Below are 15,931 nucleotides of genomic sequence, written 5' to 3' on the forward strand. Positions count from 1 at the left end.
ATTTTTTGATTTTGAAGGTCTTGTATGCAATCATCAATCAAAAAATCATTCAATTAATGAAATCAACAGTATTAGCCTTATTGCTGCTTAGCACAACTATTATATTTGCGCAGGAAGCCAAGACAAATGGAGAAAATTCTCCAAAAGTCGAAAAAGATTCCATCAAGGAAAAAGTCAATGCTCTTAACGAAGTGACTGTAACTGCCCAAAAAAAATACATCAAGGTAGATTCGGACAAAACGACAATCAGCGTGAAAGATAACGGCATGCTCAACAGCGGGAGCAGCCTTGAAGCTGTAAAAAAATTACCTGGCGTAATTACTTCGCCTACCGGCGGAATTTCTCTAAACGGAAAAGCGGTTACTATTTATATCGACGGCGCACCAAGCACATTATCCGGTAATGATTTACAAAATTACCTAAACACACTGCCAGCCAACGCTATCGAAAAAGTAGAATTAATCTACAATCCAGGCGCTTCATTTGATGCTAATTCCAGCGGCTCTGTAATTAATATCGTTACAAGCTCCAAAAGAATGAAAGGTGTTAATGCCAGTTTTAACATCAATTATAATTTTAATAAATACCAAAAACCAAGCCCGCAGATTCTTTTAAACGGAAAAGAAAAAGACTTGAGCTGGCAGACAATGCTGGGTTATAATTACATTGACAGCGAACAGAAAACCAGCAACTTACAGGAGTTTACCGCTTTTAATCCAATGCAGTATCTAAAACAGGAAAACTTTACCGTAAACACAAACAGAAACTTGTATTTTAGATTAGGCACCAATTACAAACTGACTGAAAAATCGAATTTATTATTCAATTACAACGGAAATTATGCCAATGACAGATCCGTTTATGATGCAACAACAATGGGCGATGGCATTGATTATTTCAATCAGGGAACGACAAAAAACAAAAACAATAATCACGAAATCAGTCTTCAGTACAAGACCAAACTTGACACTTTAGGAAGAACGCTTGATATTACCGCTTTCAGCAATTTATTTGACAAAAAACCAATTACAGAATCGAATGCGATTGATCATATTTCCAATGCAGATTCATTTGCCAACAGCGGTCTTAATTTTGATTTAAAAAATTATTACCTGAAATATGATTTTGCAATTCCATTCAAAAAAATGGATTTTTCAATCAATACTGGCGGTAAATTCAATGTGCTGGAAGTAAATGACCTTGGGAATTATTACACCAATTCAGCAGCAAATAGGATTGATTTCGATTACTCGGAAAACAATCTGGCGTTCTATGCCGAAGCCCGAAAAAAGATAAAAAAATTCAATTTTACCGCTGGACTGCGTTTTGAAGATTACCATGTAGAACGAATCACAAATACTCTGACGGAACCGATAAAATTCAAAAATACCAATCTGTTTCCAAATGCAAGTGCTATTTATGAAGTAAATGACAATGTAAATATTTCGGCTTCGTATTCTAAAAAAATCAATCAGCCGAATTACAATAATCTGGATCCAAACAACGGTAATGCTTTTGATAAATATAACACTTCGCAAGGAAACCTTTTCCTTGATCCAACGTATTTGAACAACTATGAGTTCAAAATTACAGCGATGCAGTTTATACAGCTGGGAATGAATTACACTGCTTCCAAAGACAACAACCTATTTGTTTTCAGTGCCGATGCCGATGCAGCTAAACCGGTAAGCAACCAAACGTATCAGCAGTTTGATCATTTTAATACCTTTAGCGCTTATGCCAATTTCCCGATTCCGTTAGATTATATCTTCAAAGGGAAAGAAGAATTTAAAAAACGAATGGGTAACATCGACGAGATGAATTACATTTTTGTAAACTTTAACTATATCAAATCGGATATTAAAGGCTATGACTTCCCTTATACCAATAAAGCTATTTTTAATTATGCATTCCAGTCGCAGATTATGCTTCCTTGGAAAATAAAGAACTCCATGATGTATTTCTACCTTCCTCCGGGAAATTGGCAGATTTATAAAATAACCAAACCTATTCAGCAGTTTGACATTTCATTCAACAGGGATTTCATGGATAAGAATTTAAAAATAGGCCTGCATTGTTTTGATGTTTTCAATCAAAATGAAGTAAATGCATTGATTGCCGGCGAAAATTTGAATACCTCCTTTAGACAAAAACAAGATTCCAGAACATTCCGTATATCATTGACGTATAATTTTGGAAACCTGAAAATGCAGAATGAGAATACCAATATTGAAACTGAAAAAGTAAAAAGCGGCGGGGGCATGATGAAGTAAATATCGTTTAAACATTTAATTACCGTTTAAACATTTTTTACCATTAAGATATTAAGATTATTAAGCTTGACTTCTTAGGTTTAATAGTCAAAAATAAAGCCTGCATAAAAAAGAAGACCGTTCAAATTCATCATTGAACGGTCTTCTTTTTTGTATAAAATCACTAAGAAGTTCAGGCATAGAATCTAAATTTCTTAATTCTAAATGGTAAAATTAATTAAGGCTGGCTTTCCAAAATCTTTTTCACATTTGCCAAATTTTGTTCTTGGTCTTTTTTGACAAAACCTTTAAAGACAAAAGACATTAAATTAAGAGGATAATCAGCGTGGCCGTAAAATTCGTTAGTCAGTTTGGTTTGATCATCAGAAACAGCTTCGACAATTGTAGCGGCTGTATTATCACCTTTCATAGGTTTTTCAAAATGTAAAGCAACATCAATTCTGCTGTCTGTTATTTTTGTAATCTGCTGAGAACCTTCGCCTACGTTATCATCCAGACTCACCCAGGAGGATTTGGCCCCCACAGTTCCATCAATTCCTGTATATTCGATTTTTACATTTGGATCTTTCATTACCCAGACACTGTATTTTTCCTGATTTTTAATCATTTTCACATAATCAAAAACCACTGCCTGCGGTTTATTGATTGTTGTAGAAACCGATATGGTATAATCTTTCGGTATGACCATTGCTGCAACCAAAAGAAAAGCAATAATTCCCACTATTCCAATCCCTATAAATTTTAGCACTTTCATATCTAAAGCCTTTTATTTAGCAGGATTTTCATCAAAATTAACCATCCAGTGAATACCAAATTTATCAACAAACATTCCAAAATAAGCCCCCCAAAAGGTTTTATTCATTGGCATAAAAGGATTTCCTCCTGCTGAAAGCCCGTTGAAAATCCTGTCGGCTTCCTCTGTACTTTCAGTATTGATAGAAACTGAAAAATTTGACCCAAAAGCGACATCACCGCTGGCATCATTACTGTCGCTTCCCATCAAAACAGTATCACCTATCGGCAGACACACATGCATGACTTTATTTGCATCTGCATCTGATAATTTTGGACTATTCTCATCCGAAGGCATATCACTAAATTTCCCGATATATGGAAATTCTCCACCAAAAACAGATTTATAAAATAGAAATGCTTCCTCGCAATTTCCATTAAAAATTAAATACGGATTAACTGCTGCCATAATTTTTTTTAAATTTTAATTGTTTGTTATTTTTCTAATATCATTTTTAAAGACACTCTGCATATTTTTTAAAATTATCCAAAATAGTCTGCCATCCTTCCCGCTGCATTTCTTCTGAATTTATATTCTCGGGGTCAAAACTTTCAATAATTTCGACTCCATCTTCCAGGCTAACAAAATAAATATCAACTTTTCGGCCGTCAGCCATTTTATATTCTATCAAGGAATGATTTTCCATTTTTGTATATTCGCCTTCAAAATCAAAACTCATCGTTCCGTCTTTTGAAGCCATAGTAGACTTGAATTTCCCTCCAGTCCGCAAATCATTTTCAGCATAAGGAGTGTGCCAGCCATCAGAGGCATAATTCCATTTTGTAATGTGTTCTGGAGTAGTCCATAATTTCCATACTTCATCTATTGAAGCATCTATTTTGCATTTAACCGTTATCATAACAAATTATTTTTCCCATAAATTTAACAAATATTCTAAAACAAAACTCTTTTTTAACTACAAAAAAGCTACTGTATAACGCAGGCAGAAGACAATCTATAATATTGAAAAGAAAATCATTTTGATTACTATTTCTAAGCATTGAAGCTGTAAAAATTTCATCGTAGAATAAATACAAAAGCCTAAAATTGCAGTTTAGAGAATCAGGAACAGAAATTTTTTTTCTAAACTTGAAAGAAAAATAAAGAAACAATCATGACTACTTTTTAGCGAAGCTTTTGACAGCCATAAAATGTCTGGGGATTTCAGCATGAAACAAGAGTCCTTTTATCAAATACAAAAATGGCTGTAAATTGATAGCCAGCGGTTCCACACTTCATAAAACCGATATTCAGGAAGCATTCATTCTGGATTCTCAAGGCATCCCGATTGCCTGCGATAAAGAAGATGTAAAAAAATATAAATTTGAAATAAATTAAACAGCAGTATTTATAGGCAAATTTAAATCAATTTAAGCATCCATTTAAAAGGGAAAGAAAAACACACTTTTGAAAAAATAATTTCAAATTGACTCACTAACTGAAATTCCTTCAGAAATGGACGGTTTCAGAGCTATTGACAACGAAGTCGACGATTAGTTTTACTTTATCCGGCATTATTTACAGGCTGTTTTTGATCACATTACCGAATAAAAAAAGCCCAAAAAACATTCATTTTTTGGGCTTTTTTGTTTTAAAATTCTAACTTATTTTTTGATATACAACCCAATAATCATCATTGCAAGAGCGAAAAACAGCCCTACAAACCATTTTACTAAATCGTATTTGGATTGTTCAATCTTTGCAGTTAGCTGCATTTCAAGTTTTAATAAATCTTCTTTATTTTGACTTTTAAATTCTGTTTGCTGGTGTTTTACTTCATTGACAACCGTTTCCTGCACTATTTCAGCAAAAATTCTTGCCTTTTCATCAGACAACTTAAGGTCTTTCCTGAAAATATCGTACAATTTTATTTCAGTTGTGCTCATTGTTAATTCTTATTTAAAAAGTTCCAAGCAAAGTACAAATGTATCAATTATTTTTTATTAGAATATTTTCACAGCCTTAAAACTAATGTCTACACTTTTTTAAGCTAAGAAACAGATGCTTTTGAATTTTATTTTGATTCCGTTTGAACTTGAATTAAGAAGCAATCTCCAAACGCTTTAATAAATTTTTATTCAATGTTTCTTTGGCGTATTCCATGTCGATCTCTAATTTTTTATCATCAGAACTTGGCAGTTCATACATAGCGTCTGTTAAGATTGCTTCACATAATGAACGCAGTCCACGGGCACCTAACTTGTACTCCAATGCTTTTTCAACAATAAAATCCAAAGCTTCATCAGTAATAGTAAAATCCACTTCGTCCATCAAAAACAGTTTCTGATATTGCTTGATTAAAGCATTTTTTGGTTGGGTCAAAATGGCACGCAACGTTTCCCTGTCCAAAGGATCCATGTGTGTCAAAACAGGCAAACGTCCTATGATTTCAGGAATCAATCCAAAATCCTTGATGTCTTTTGGAATAATATATTGCAACAAATTATCCTTGTCTATATTATCCACATTTTTCGATGTGGAATAACCTACTGCCTGACGATTCAAACGTTTTGAAATAATACGCTCAACACCATCAAAAGCACCACCGGCAATAAACAAAATGTTTTGCGTATTTACCTCAACAAATTTTTGATCCGGATGTTTACGGCCACCTTTTGGCGGTACGTTCACCACTGTTCCTTCCAATAATTTCAATAAAGCCTGTTGTACTCCCTCTCCCGAAACATCACGGGTGATGGAAGGATTGTCGCTTTTACGGGCAATTTTGTCAATTTCGTCAATGAAAACAATTCCTCTTTCGGCTTTGGTCACATCATAATCGGCGGCCTGTAAAAGACGTGTCAAAATACTCTCAACATCTTCACCAACATAACCAGCTTCGGTAAGAACCGTTGCATCAACAATGGCAAGAGGTACATCCAGCATTTTGGCAATGGTTTTTGCAACCAAAGTTTTACCTGTACCAGTCTGCCCTACCATAATGATATTGCTTTTTTCAATTTCTACCTCATCGTCCAACTGCTGCTGCATCAAACGTTTGTAGTGATTATAAACCGCAACAGACATTACTTTTTTGGTCTGCTCCTGCCCAATTACGTATTGATCCAGAAAAGCACGAATTTCTTTTGGTTTCTTTAAAATCAAATCACCGACGAGTTTCGAACCTCTGTTTGTTTTTAATTCTTCCAGAACAATTCCATGTGCTTGTTCGATGCATTTATCACAAATGTGTGCATCGATTCCAGCAATCAATAAATTGGTTTCCGGTTTTTTCCTTCCGCAGAAAGAACATTGTAATACTTGTTTTGCCATTCTTTATAGTCTAAAGCCGAAAGTCTTAAAGTCGAAAGTCTTAGCATTGCTTTTGACTTTCGACTTTTGACTTTTGACTATATTTTTATCCTCTTCTCAATACCTCATCAATCATTCCGTATTCTTTGGCTTCGTCAGCGATCATCCAGTAATCGCGTTCACTGTCTTTGTGTACTTTGTCAAAAGTTTGACCTGAATGCTGTGAAATGATGTGGTATAATTCATCTTTCAGTTTCAGCATTTCACGTAAGTTGATTTCCATATCTGTAGCAACACCTTGTGCTCCTCCTGACGGCTGGTGAATCATTACTCTTGAGTGTGGCAGAGCCGAACGTTTTCCTGCTGCACCCGCACACAAAAGAACCGCTCCCATAGAAGCCGCCATTCCAGTACAGATAGTAGCAACATCTGGTTTGATGTACTGCATGGTATCATAAATCCCCAAACCAGCATAAACGCTTCCTCCAGGTGAATTCAAATAAATCTGAATATCCTTTGAAGCATCTGCACTTTCCAGAAATAATAATTGTGCCTGAACAATATTTGCAATCTGATCATCGATTCCTGTGCCAAGGAAAATAATTCTGTCCATCATCAGTCTTGAAAAAACATCCAATTGAGAAATATTCAGCTGACGCTCTTCAATTATATAGGGAGTCATGCCTTTTGGATTCATTGCCGATACTATTTTATCATAGTACATTGCATTTACTCCTTGACCTTTAATCGCAAATTTTTTGAATTCTTTTCCGTAGTCCATATTATATAATAGTTTAAGGTTTAAAGTTTAAAAGTTTGAAAGAACTATACAAAGACCATACCTTATTTACTGGAATGTCAATATGTCTACTTTTTTAGCCCAGATAGCAGTGAAAAGTTTTTGAAATGGCTGACTATTTTTTGTTGGTAAAAAAAAGCGACCAGCGGAAGCTCTTTTTTTTCCTTACAAAAAAAGGAAGACATGATAAAACTTGCAACGTATAGCTGGAATAGCTCCTGAAAACAATTCAGGCTAATTCAAACAAAAGAGCGTCAAAAAATAATTTCTGACGCTCAAATATAAACCTTTTTAATAATTTATTATCAGTAATAAAAGCAAAAATAGTAAGTCTGCAGCTATTTTAATAACCTTTTGACTTTCAGACTTTCGACTTTACAGACTAAAATTTATTCTCCGTAAGACGCGGCGATAAATTCTTCGTAAGTTACTTCTTTAGTAGTTGGGTTTGCTTTTTCTTTGAATAAATCCAATAATTTAGCCGCAACCACTTGATCAGAAAGTCTTTTTACTTCTTCTTGGTTAGATAAAACTCTAGCCACAATTCCCTGAACTTCTTCATCAGTTGGGTTTGTTTGTCCAAACTGCGCCATTTGCTGTTTGATTGCATTTGTTGTAAACGCTTTCAAATCATCAAAAGTAATCTGGATATTACTTGCAGCCATTGCTTTTCCTTCGATCAATTGGAAACGTAAACCTCTTTCAGATCTTGCGTATTCTACAATTGCTTCTTCTGGAGTTAATTGTTTTTCTCCAACAGTCTGCAGCCATTTGATTAAGAATTCAGAAGGTAAGTCAAATTTGGTATTTTCAACCAAAAAGTTTTGAACGTCTGCCAATAATTTTTGGTCTGCCTGCTGTGCAAATTGAGACTCAGCATCTTCTTTGATTTTTGCTTTCAAATCTTCCAAAGAAGCAACATTTCCTTCTCCGAATAATTTGTCGAACAATTCCTGATTCAATTCAGCTGGCTCAGAAACATTGATAGCAGAGATAGTAAAATCAACATCAATTGCTAAATCATGTACATTATCGTGACCAACTTTCAGGTAATCCATCAATTGGTGATCGTCTTGGAATAAACCTTTTGTGTTTACTGTAACTACATCTCCAACTTCTTTTCCGATGAATAAATCAGCAGTCGCTTTGTCTTTAAATACATCTAAAGATAAAGTGGTTTTATTGTCAATTCCGTTTTCAGCATTTGTAAAAGTTCCGGTAACATCAGCATCAGCAGTAACTTTTTCAACTGGATTTGCATTACCAAATTGTTTTTGGATACGAGCTACTTGACCGTCAATTAATTTATCATCGGCTGTAACAACATATTTTACGATATCATTTTTAGCTTCAAGATCCAATTCAAAAGAAGGAACCAAACCAATTTCGTATTCGAAAACCAATTCTTCTGCATCCCAATCCAAATTTTCGTTTTCTTTAGCAAGAGGAGTTCCCAAAAGGTTCAATCTTTCAGATTGCACAAAACGCTCCAAAGCCAAATCCACTACTTTCTTAACCTCTTCCTTCTTGATAGCTTTACCGTATTGTTTTTCAACAAGGTCTTTTGGTACTTGTCCTTTTCTAAAACCTTTTACAGTCGCCAAAGGCATTTTTTCATTTATTCTTTTCGCTACTTGTCCTTTGTAATCCATGTGAACAACTGTCATCACAATCGTTTCATTCACAGCGTCTATTGCTACTCTTTTGATATCCATCTTCTTCTTTAATTTACATTATAAAATTGGGTCGCAAAATTACAAAACTTTTGCAACCCAAACAAGTATTTTAAGATTTTGAATTTTACAGGAATTTGTTGTGATTTTAAGCCGTTTATACCACAAATACAATTGGTTAAAATAATTTGGGCTTGACCACAAGGGTCAGGCTTTACGCTACAAGTCCTCGCCCAGTTTCGCTATCGCTTCACTGGGCTGTGGGCTTTTCACTTCAATCCTTCACGCGGGATTTGGTGAAATTATAAAGATTTTTGTTGTTTATGACTTCAATTTCATAAATGTGTCTTTTGACAATTTGCTAAGAATTGTTTATATATTAGCACGACGAACAAGAGAAGTTTAATCAAACCTATTAACAAAACATAGTACATTACAGAACGATACACTTAAATGGACAACTATAAAGAAACATTTGAAACCTGGAACAAAATTGCTTCACTATACGAAGAAAAGTTTATGAACTTAGATTTATATGACAAGACTTATGACTTTATATGTGATTCAATACTCAAAGAGAAAGCTGAAATATTAGAAATTGGCTGTGGTCCTGGGAATATTACAAAATATCTTTTATCCAAGCGACCCGACTTTAACATACACGGAATTGACATTGCGCCAAACATGATTGAACTTGCAAAAAAGAACAATCCAGCTGCAAGTTTCAGTGTAATGGATATTCGACATATAAGCGAGCTAATAGCAAAATATGACGGAATAATTTGTGGTTTTTGCTTGCCTTATTTATCACATAGCGATGGCAAAAAACTAATTCATGGCGCTACTCAATTACTGAACAACAATGGATTTTTATACATCAGTTTTGTTGAAGGCAACCCTGATAAATCAGACTTTCAAACTAGTAGTAGTGGCGACCGAAGTTATTTCTATTTCTATGAATTAGACCAGTTAAAAAAACAACTCCTCGACAATTCATTTGAAGATCTAACAGTATTTAAAGTAAAATATAAAAGACCAGAATCTAATGAAGAAACACATACTATATTAACTGCACGAAAAAAATAGTAATTTAGCATCGCAATAGATAATTCAAACTTTATAAATTGACAAAGTATTTAAAATATCTCCTTTCACTCTTTATGGCTTTTGGCTTGATGGTGAATGACGGTATTTTACATTCTAAATCAAATTCTGCTGAGTATTATCAGGTTTCGTATTTTAAGACTGGAAATGAATTTGATCCTAAGGATTCCAAATCCTACGTATTCCATCAGAAACATTCCCCTGAAAAGATTGCATTTTCGATTATTTCAGCATATCTAGAATTTCATGACATCCATAATCTTAAAACTCGGAATCTTCAAAAATTACAAAATTTACTTTATCAAAACATAAGCGCAGCTAAAGCGCAAATGACTTTTTTAAGCAAAGTCATTAATTCCTGCAACCACTTTTCTAATTTATACATAGCGTAGAAATCTTTTCTAAGCATTTATGCAATTCCATGCATAACGATGATAAAAAATGTCTAATCATTTATCATTTACAAAATGTATAAACTTAATAACAAAACTCATTTGGAGAAATCCAAACAGCCATCCCATTGGCTAAAAAGAAAATTCATGATGATTATTACCACTTTCATGATTGGAATATCAAACGGTATGAACACAGGAGATAATATCATTCTTAAAAATCAAAATTATACCGAACAGCATAAAAAAGATTGATTTGAGTTTTAGCCGCAAGGTCCGCAAAGAAAAAAAAACGCAAAGTCCGCAAAACTTTGCGAACCTTGCGTAATACTTTACACTCTTTGCTGTTATTATCGTTATTATTTGCTCTTACTTAAAACCTTCACTTCATCACCAACCGAAACAATTCCTAATCCCAATCCAATGACATTTTGTCCAAACAATACTTTGTTTCCAAAATTTCTATATTGGGCTAATGTTTTCAAAGGATCTTTTCCTGAAACCACGCCTTTTTCCTGATCAACTGTGGTCATCACGCAACGGTCACAAGGCTTCACTCCAACAAAAGAAATATTGCCAATTTTAAATTCTCTCCAATTATCTTCTTCAAAAGCCTCTCCATTAGTAAAAACAAAATTGGGTCTGAATCGATTCATCGGAACTTTTGTTTCCAGTCTTCCATTCAAATCATCCAGCGAAGACTGCCCGATAATCAAAAAAGGATAAGCATCCGAGAAAGAAGTAATCTCATTGCCGGTAATTGAGTAATCTGGGTCTAATTTTCTTTCGCTGTCATCCGGCATATACATCAACCGTACCGGAAAACCCAATAGTTTTGTAAACCAATCAGAACTATCGTTACTAACTTCATATGCTTCGATAGTATCTTCCCAAACCGTGACTTCAATTTTTTCTTCTTTAGAGAAAACGGGACGAAGCAGCACATCAATCGATTCCGAAAGAACTCTTTGAGTAATTCTTAGAGAATCCCCAGCTATTTCAGGTTTAAAAAGTGCCAATTCTGGATATTCACGCTGCGATAAAAAACGGCCATCCGCATCGACTAAAAGCCAGCGTCTGTCCAGCTCTAAACCACGATCCGTAACATTTGATTCCTGCTGTTGAATTCCGCCTAACGATTTTACAGGATATACCCAGATTTCTGAAAGTTCCAGCATACTATTATTTTTTTCAAATCTACAAATTAAGAATATCTTTTGATTTATCACATCAAAATTTATTATGCCTGTCAAGCCAAACTTTAAAATCAAATTATGCTGCAAACAAAAAACAGCCTTATGTTAAGGCTGTTGGGAAACTACTAATTTATGTTTTACTTTTTTTTATCTTCCTTTTTCTCAGTCATTGCCATTCCGCATTTTGGACATTTCCCAGGCTTATCTGATGCTGAACCGTCCATTGTGCAGACATATTTACTTTTTGCAGTCTGTTTTTCTTTTCCGGCTGTTTTATGTACAGTTTCTTTAGCGGCAACTAAATCCATGCCGCACTTACTGCATTTTCCTTTTTTGTCACTCATTTCTTTAGGATGCATTGGACAGGTAAACATCGTTTTTTGAACTTCTTTTTTTGGAGCTGCTGCTGTTTGGGCCGATACCGCAGTTCCCATAGCAAAGAATGCGGTTAATACAATAATTAATGTTTTCATGATTTCTATTTTTGATTATAAAATTATTAAATACTGACTATTTTTTCACCTAAAATTAATTCTTTTTACTGAATATTCTTTAATAAAAAAATGCATTTAACATCTTAAAAAAACCAAATGCAGTTTATCTTTATATGAAGATTCAAACTATTTATTCTATTAAAATCGGAATAAAATACATTGTTTTTAACTTCCGGTATAAACGATAGTCTAAAAAACTACTTTTTATCATTTCCAATAATAGAATAAGCAATAGATTGAGATAATGATAATATGATACTAAAAAACATAGCAACCCAAAATGAGTCTACTACAAATCCTCCTACTATCTTTGTACACAATAAAATAATCAAAGCATTTACCACCAATAAAAACAATCCTAAAGTTACTATTGTAAAAGGCAAAGTCAACAATACCATGATAGGCTTAATAAAAATATTAAGTAACCCCAAAACAACTGCCACCACCATTGCAGTAAACGGGCCAGCTACATGAACACCCGGTAAGAAATGAGCAATTCCAAAAACTAATCCTGCAGTAATAATTATTCTCAAAATTAAATTCATAGTTATATGTTTTAAAATTTTTATAAATGTAATAAATATTACTTCATTATTTTAAAAAAAGACTTACAAATTCATAAAACATTTTAGGATTTTCTGCATGCAGCCAATGCCCAGCGTTTGGAATAGTAAGTATTTTTGAATCTGGGAAATGGTTATGAATGCCATCAAAATCGCTGTCAAGTATATAATTGGAATTTCCTCCTCTGATAAAAAGCACTGGTTTTTCAAAAACCTGATCAGAAGCTAAGGCTTTGCCTATTTCATCAATTTTTTCATTAAAAACCTTTAAATTAAACCGGAAAGCAAGCTGTCCGGGTTCCTGCCAAAATAAACTTTTCATTAAAAACTGACGAGTTCCAAAATCTGGAATGTAATTTTTCATTATTTCTTCTACTTCATTACGGCTGGGCTTAACAGAAAAATCTACAGCATTCAATCCTGCCAAAATATCCTGATGATGCGGAGGATAAAATTTAGGTCCAATATCGGCAACTATTAATTTATCAACTAAATCTGGGTAAACTGTAGCCAGAAGCATTGCGGTTTTCCCCCCCATAGAATGACCAATCACATCAATCGATTCGAGAGCATTTTCTTGGCAATAAGCATAAACATCCTGAACCATGATTTCATAACTGAATTCGTCCGAATGAAAACTGCGCCCGTGATTGCGTAAATCTAATAAATGAACCTGAAAACCATCAGCAGCAAATTGAGTTCCTAACGTTTTCCAATTATCGGACATCCCTAAAAATCCGTGAATTATAAGTAAAGGCTTTCCTGAACCTTCTATTTTAGAGTAGAGCATTTTTATTTTAGATTGCAGATTTTAGATTTTAGACTGCAGAATTAAACTCTGCGTTCCGGAATCAAAAAACTAATTTTAAAAACTATTTCAACTTTTGCAGATACATATTAACCACATTATCCAATCCAAGGTAAAGCGCCTCGGCAATCAAAGCGTGACCAATTGAAACTTCCAATAATCCCGGAATATTTTGCTTAAAAAACTTAATATTATCCAAACTTAAATCGTGGCCAGCATTAATTCCTAAACCTAATTCGTTAGCCAAAATTGCCGATTTCACATAAGGATCAATTCCTTTTTCATTACCCAGACTGTATTGATGCGCAAAAGCTTCGGTATATAATTCAATCCTGTCGGTTCCTGTTTTTTTTGCTCCTTCGATCATTTCACTAATTGGATCAACAAAAATGGAAGTTCTAATCCCGTTTCTCTGAAATTCTTTGATAACTTCAGCTAAATACGATTGATTTTTTATGGTATCCCATCCAGCAGAAGATGTAATTGCTCCAATAGCATCTGGAACCAAGGTTACTTGATCTGGTTTACATTCTAAAACTAAATCGATAAAATTATGCTGCGGATTTCCTTCTATATTATATTCTGTAGTAACAATAGATTTTAAATCCCGTGCGTCCTGATAACGTATGTGACGTTCATCCGGACGCGGATGAATTGTTATGCCCTGACCGCCAAACTTCTGAATATCAGATGCTGCTTTAAGTAAATCAGGAACATTTCCACCACGGGCATTACGCAAAGTGGCAATTTTATTTATATTAACGCTAAGTTTTGTCATAGAAAAAGTATTAATCGAATGCATTATTATTTTGAAATCACAAAAATACAAAGTAAAAGGTAGCATATTTAGCTTATTTTTGATTATTTTGCATCGTTTATTGAGCGAAAATTTATGACTGATTTAAAAGATTACATTACGAACGACTACAAAGCAATTGACACCCAAGAAACTATTGGAGCGGTTCAGGATTTTTTTGACGGCTTAACCTTTTCGCATTTTCCAGTTATTGAAGAAGGAGTTTTCATTGGAAGCATAGCGGCCGATGATGTTGAAACCTTTGACAGTGATAAAAAAATCACTGATTACAGATATACTCTAGAACATTTTTTTGCAAGAGCAAATATGATCTGGCTGGATGTTTTGGAAGTTTTTGCAAAAAACCATGCTAATCTGGTTCCTATACTAGATGAAAACAATAAATATATTGGCTATTATGAAATTAAAGATGTTATCAAATTTTTTCATGAAGCCCCTTTTTTAAAAGAACCTGGTGCTATTATTATTGTAAGTAAAAGCACCATAGACTATTCGATGAGTCAAATAACACAGATTGTAGAAAGCAACAATGGTAAACTTTTAGGACTATTTATTTCTAATTCAGATGTAAATACTATCGAAATTACTCTTAAAATCAGCGTTGGTTCTTTGAACGAAATTATTCAGACTTTCAGAAGATATAATTACGATATCATTTCAGAGCATAACGAAGACAATTACATTAACAGCCTTAAAGAACGTTCGGATTATTTAGACAAATACCTGAATATGTAGTTATTGAATAAAAGCCCCCAAATCAATAACAATCAAAAAAATCAAAAAAATGAAAGTAGCTATCTATGGCCAATACTATTTGGTTAGCACAGAACCAATTATAAAAGACATTTTTGTATTTTTCAACAATAATAATGTAGAAATGGCTATTGAATCCGATTTCTTGAACATGCTGTATGAAAAAAAAATCATCGAAAAAGAGTATAAAACTTTTTCCTCTCATGATGTTTTAGATTCCAGTTTTGACATGCTGATCAGTATAGGAGGCGACGGCACGATGTTAAGAGCTGTAACACTGGTACGAAATTCCGGAATTCCAATATTAGGCATAAATGCCGGCAGATTAGGTTTTTTGGCAACGGTACAAAAGGAAAACATTGCCGCTTTCATGCAGATTGTTATTGATAAAAAGTATAAAATTTCCAAAAGAACCCTATTAAGCATATCCTATTCTCCAGACAATACAGCTATTGAAGGACTTAATTTTGCACTGAATGAAATATCAGTAAGCAGAAAAGACACAACTTCGATGATAACTATAGACACATATCTAAACGATGAGTTTCTAAATTCATACTGGGCGGACGGGCTAATTATTGCCACTCCAACAGGAACAACCGGCTACTCACTAAGCTGTGGCGGTCCAATTTTGACACCCGATGTAAAAAGTCTGGTAATTACACCAATTGCTCCACATAATTTAAATGCAAGACCACTGGTCGTTCCAGATACAACTGAAATCAGATTAAAAGTATCGGGAAGAGAAGAACAATACTTAGTTTCTTTGGATTCTAGAATTATGAGTGTCAAAAATGATTCTGTTCTGAGCATCAAAAAAACTGATTTTGAAATAAACATGGTAGAGATTCCAGGAGAAACATTCTTTAAAACACTAAGAACAAAACTCCTTTGGGGCGAAGATAGAAGAAATTAAAAAATCATATACTGAATATATCATTTTATCGTTACAATTACGAGATTCATACTTTAAAAAAGAGATCTCGTCTAAAAAAAGACAGTATTCATCGGATG

General features: G+C 33.9%; 19 protein-coding genes. 7 read left to right on the forward strand and 12 right to left on the reverse strand.

Annotated features, from left to right (window positions below; all coding sequences use genetic code 11):
• The first annotated feature begins 56 nt into the window (after positions 1 to 56).
• A complete protein-coding gene (locus tag IRZ80_RS12205; RefSeq protein WP_194641846.1) occupies positions 57 to 2,273 on the forward strand; it encodes a TonB-dependent receptor domain-containing protein in 2,217 nt (738 codons plus the stop codon).
• A 217-nt stretch (positions 2,274 to 2,490) separates the two neighbouring features.
• Here IRZ80_RS12205 and IRZ80_RS12210 read toward each other — a convergent pair whose 3' ends face one another.
• Genes IRZ80_RS12210 through IRZ80_RS12220 form a run of 3 tightly spaced genes read right to left on the reverse strand, consistent with a single transcriptional unit; the run spans position 2,491 to position 3,925 of the window.
• A complete protein-coding gene (locus tag IRZ80_RS12210; protein WP_194641847.1) occupies positions 2,491 to 3,027 on the reverse strand; it encodes an SRPBCC family protein in 537 nt (178 codons plus the stop codon).
• Between the two features lie 12 nt (positions 3,028 to 3,039).
• A complete protein-coding gene (locus IRZ80_RS12215; protein WP_194641848.1) occupies positions 3,040 to 3,474 on the reverse strand; it encodes a VOC family protein in 435 nt (144 codons plus the stop codon).
• Between the two features lie 46 nt (positions 3,475 to 3,520).
• Complete coding sequence (locus IRZ80_RS12220; RefSeq protein ID WP_194641849.1) at positions 3,521 to 3,925, reverse strand: SRPBCC family protein; 405 nt, start codon at positions 3,923 to 3,925, stop codon at positions 3,521 to 3,523.
• A 353-nt stretch (positions 3,926 to 4,278) separates the two neighbouring features.
• On the opposite strand from IRZ80_RS12220, the gene IRZ80_RS21135 reads away from it, so the two are divergent.
• Positions 4,279 to 4,404, forward strand: coding sequence for a hypothetical protein (locus IRZ80_RS21135; RefSeq protein WP_255549677.1), 126 nt, complete (start codon positions 4,279 to 4,281; stop codon positions 4,402 to 4,404).
• A gap of 266 nt (positions 4,405 to 4,670) precedes the next feature.
• Here the strand turns inward: IRZ80_RS21135 and IRZ80_RS12225 are convergent, their stop codons facing one another.
• The 4 genes from IRZ80_RS12225 to IRZ80_RS12240 form a co-directional block, all read right to left on the reverse strand.
• The gene (locus tag IRZ80_RS12225; RefSeq protein WP_194641939.1) at positions 4,671 to 4,952 is read right to left on the reverse strand and encodes a hypothetical protein; all 282 of its coding nucleotides are present in this window, start codon (positions 4,950 to 4,952) and stop codon (positions 4,671 to 4,673) included.
• 154 nt (positions 4,953 to 5,106) lie between these two features.
• Positions 5,107 to 6,339, reverse strand: a complete 1,233-nt coding sequence (gene clpX / locus IRZ80_RS12230) for an ATP-dependent Clp protease ATP-binding subunit ClpX (protein ID WP_194641850.1) — start codon at positions 6,337 to 6,339, stop codon at positions 5,107 to 5,109.
• 85 nt (positions 6,340 to 6,424) lie between these two features.
• Positions 6,425 to 7,099, reverse strand: a complete 675-nt coding sequence (gene clpP, locus IRZ80_RS12235; protein ID WP_194641851.1) for an ATP-dependent Clp endopeptidase proteolytic subunit ClpP — start codon at positions 7,097 to 7,099, stop codon at positions 6,425 to 6,427.
• Positions 7,100 to 7,506: 407 nt separating this feature from the next.
• Positions 7,507 to 8,832, reverse strand: a complete 1,326-nt coding sequence (locus tag IRZ80_RS12240; protein WP_194641852.1) for a trigger factor — start codon at positions 8,830 to 8,832, stop codon at positions 7,507 to 7,509.
• Positions 8,833 to 9,243: 411 nt separating this feature from the next.
• Here IRZ80_RS12240 and IRZ80_RS12245 point away from each other — a divergent pair, with 411 nt between their 5' ends.
• The 3 genes from IRZ80_RS12245 to IRZ80_RS12255 all read left to right on the forward strand — a co-directional run bounded on the left by IRZ80_RS12245 (position 9,244) and on the right by IRZ80_RS12255 (position 10,541).
• Positions 9,244 to 9,876 (forward strand): class I SAM-dependent methyltransferase, encoded by a 633-nt coding sequence (locus IRZ80_RS12245; RefSeq protein WP_194641853.1) that lies wholly within the window; start codon positions 9,244 to 9,246, stop codon positions 9,874 to 9,876.
• 38 nt (positions 9,877 to 9,914) lie between these two features.
• Positions 9,915 to 10,286, forward strand: a complete 372-nt coding sequence (locus IRZ80_RS12250) for a hypothetical protein (RefSeq protein WP_194641854.1) — start codon at positions 9,915 to 9,917, stop codon at positions 10,284 to 10,286.
• Between the two features lie 75 nt (positions 10,287 to 10,361).
• Positions 10,362 to 10,541 (forward strand): hypothetical protein, encoded by a 180-nt coding sequence (locus IRZ80_RS12255; protein WP_194641855.1) that lies wholly within the window; start codon positions 10,362 to 10,364, stop codon positions 10,539 to 10,541.
• Between the two features lie 104 nt (positions 10,542 to 10,645).
• Here IRZ80_RS12255 and IRZ80_RS12260 read toward each other — a convergent pair whose 3' ends face one another.
• The 5 genes from IRZ80_RS12260 to IRZ80_RS12280 form a co-directional block, all read right to left on the reverse strand.
• Positions 10,646 to 11,464: an MOSC domain-containing protein gene (locus IRZ80_RS12260; RefSeq protein ID WP_194641856.1), complete on the reverse strand. Its 819-nt coding sequence runs from the start codon at positions 11,462 to 11,464 to the stop codon at positions 10,646 to 10,648.
• A gap of 155 nt (positions 11,465 to 11,619) precedes the next feature.
• On the reverse strand, positions 11,620 to 11,955 hold the full coding sequence (locus tag IRZ80_RS12265; protein WP_194641857.1) for a heavy metal-binding domain-containing protein: 336 nt from the start codon (positions 11,953 to 11,955) through the stop codon (positions 11,620 to 11,622).
• 218 nt (positions 11,956 to 12,173) lie between these two features.
• Positions 12,174 to 12,521, reverse strand: a complete 348-nt coding sequence (locus IRZ80_RS12270) for a phage holin family protein (RefSeq protein ID WP_194641858.1) — start codon at positions 12,519 to 12,521, stop codon at positions 12,174 to 12,176.
• 46 nt (positions 12,522 to 12,567) lie between these two features.
• A complete protein-coding gene (locus IRZ80_RS12275) occupies positions 12,568 to 13,329 on the reverse strand; it encodes an alpha/beta fold hydrolase (protein WP_194641859.1) in 762 nt (253 codons plus the stop codon).
• Positions 13,330 to 13,411: 82 nt separating this feature from the next.
• A complete protein-coding gene (locus IRZ80_RS12280; protein ID WP_194641860.1) occupies positions 13,412 to 14,125 on the reverse strand; it encodes a pyridoxine 5'-phosphate synthase in 714 nt (237 codons plus the stop codon).
• A 114-nt stretch (positions 14,126 to 14,239) separates the two neighbouring features.
• Between IRZ80_RS12280 and IRZ80_RS12285 the strand changes: the two genes are divergently transcribed.
• Both IRZ80_RS12285 and IRZ80_RS12290 read left to right on the forward strand, forming a co-directional pair.
• A complete protein-coding gene (locus IRZ80_RS12285; protein ID WP_194641861.1) occupies positions 14,240 to 14,899 on the forward strand; it encodes a CBS domain-containing protein in 660 nt (219 codons plus the stop codon).
• Positions 14,900 to 14,948: 49 nt separating this feature from the next.
• Positions 14,949 to 15,833 (forward strand): NAD kinase, encoded by an 885-nt coding sequence (locus IRZ80_RS12290; RefSeq protein ID WP_194641862.1) that lies wholly within the window; start codon positions 14,949 to 14,951, stop codon positions 15,831 to 15,833.
• Positions 15,834 to 15,931: the final 98 nt, after the last annotated feature.

The sequence above is a fragment of the Flavobacterium sp. HJJ genome (genome assembly GCF_015351475.1).
Classification (GTDB): Bacteria; Bacteroidota; Bacteroidia; order Flavobacteriales; family Flavobacteriaceae; genus Flavobacterium; species Flavobacterium marginilacus.

Coding starts and splice junctions, on each gene's coding strand:
- clpP (WP_194641851.1), bottom strand. CDS start 7,099: ATGGACTACGGAAAAGAATTCAAAAAATTTGCGATTAAAGGTCAAGGA.
- IRZ80_RS12205 (WP_194641846.1), top strand. CDS start 57: ATGAAATCAACAGTATTAGCCTTATTGCTGCTTAGCACAACTATTATA.
- IRZ80_RS12215 (WP_194641848.1), bottom strand. CDS start 3,474: ATGGCAGCAGTTAATCCGTATTTAATTTTTAATGGAAATTGCGAGGAA.
- IRZ80_RS12285 (WP_194641861.1), top strand. CDS start 14,240: ATGACTGATTTAAAAGATTACATTACGAACGACTACAAAGCAATTGAC.
- clpX (WP_194641850.1), bottom strand. CDS start 6,339: ATGGCAAAACAAGTATTACAATGTTCTTTCTGCGGAAGGAAAAAACCG.
- IRZ80_RS12270 (WP_194641858.1), bottom strand. CDS start 12,521: ATGAATTTAATTTTGAGAATAATTATTACTGCAGGATTAGTTTTTGGA.
- IRZ80_RS12245 (WP_194641853.1), top strand. CDS start 9,244: ATGGACAACTATAAAGAAACATTTGAAACCTGGAACAAAATTGCTTCA.
- IRZ80_RS12290 (WP_194641862.1), top strand. CDS start 14,949: ATGAAAGTAGCTATCTATGGCCAATACTATTTGGTTAGCACAGAACCA.
- IRZ80_RS12240 (WP_194641852.1), bottom strand. CDS start 8,832: ATGGATATCAAAAGAGTAGCAATAGACGCTGTGAATGAAACGATTGTG.
- IRZ80_RS12225 (WP_194641939.1), bottom strand. CDS start 4,952: ATGAGCACAACTGAAATAAAATTGTACGATATTTTCAGGAAAGACCTT.
- IRZ80_RS12265 (WP_194641857.1), bottom strand. CDS start 11,955: ATGAAAACATTAATTATTGTATTAACCGCATTCTTTGCTATGGGAACT.
- IRZ80_RS12220 (WP_194641849.1), bottom strand. CDS start 3,925: ATGATAACGGTTAAATGCAAAATAGATGCTTCAATAGATGAAGTATGG.
- IRZ80_RS12255 (WP_194641855.1), top strand. CDS start 10,362: ATGTATAAACTTAATAACAAAACTCATTTGGAGAAATCCAAACAGCCA.
- IRZ80_RS12275 (WP_194641859.1), bottom strand. CDS start 13,329: ATGCTCTACTCTAAAATAGAAGGTTCAGGAAAGCCTTTACTTATAATT.
- IRZ80_RS12280 (WP_194641860.1), bottom strand. CDS start 14,125: ATGACAAAACTTAGCGTTAATATAAATAAAATTGCCACTTTGCGTAAT.
- IRZ80_RS12210 (WP_194641847.1), bottom strand. CDS start 3,027: ATGAAAGTGCTAAAATTTATAGGGATTGGAATAGTGGGAATTATTGCT.
- IRZ80_RS12260 (WP_194641856.1), bottom strand. CDS start 11,464: ATGCTGGAACTTTCAGAAATCTGGGTATATCCTGTAAAATCGTTAGGC.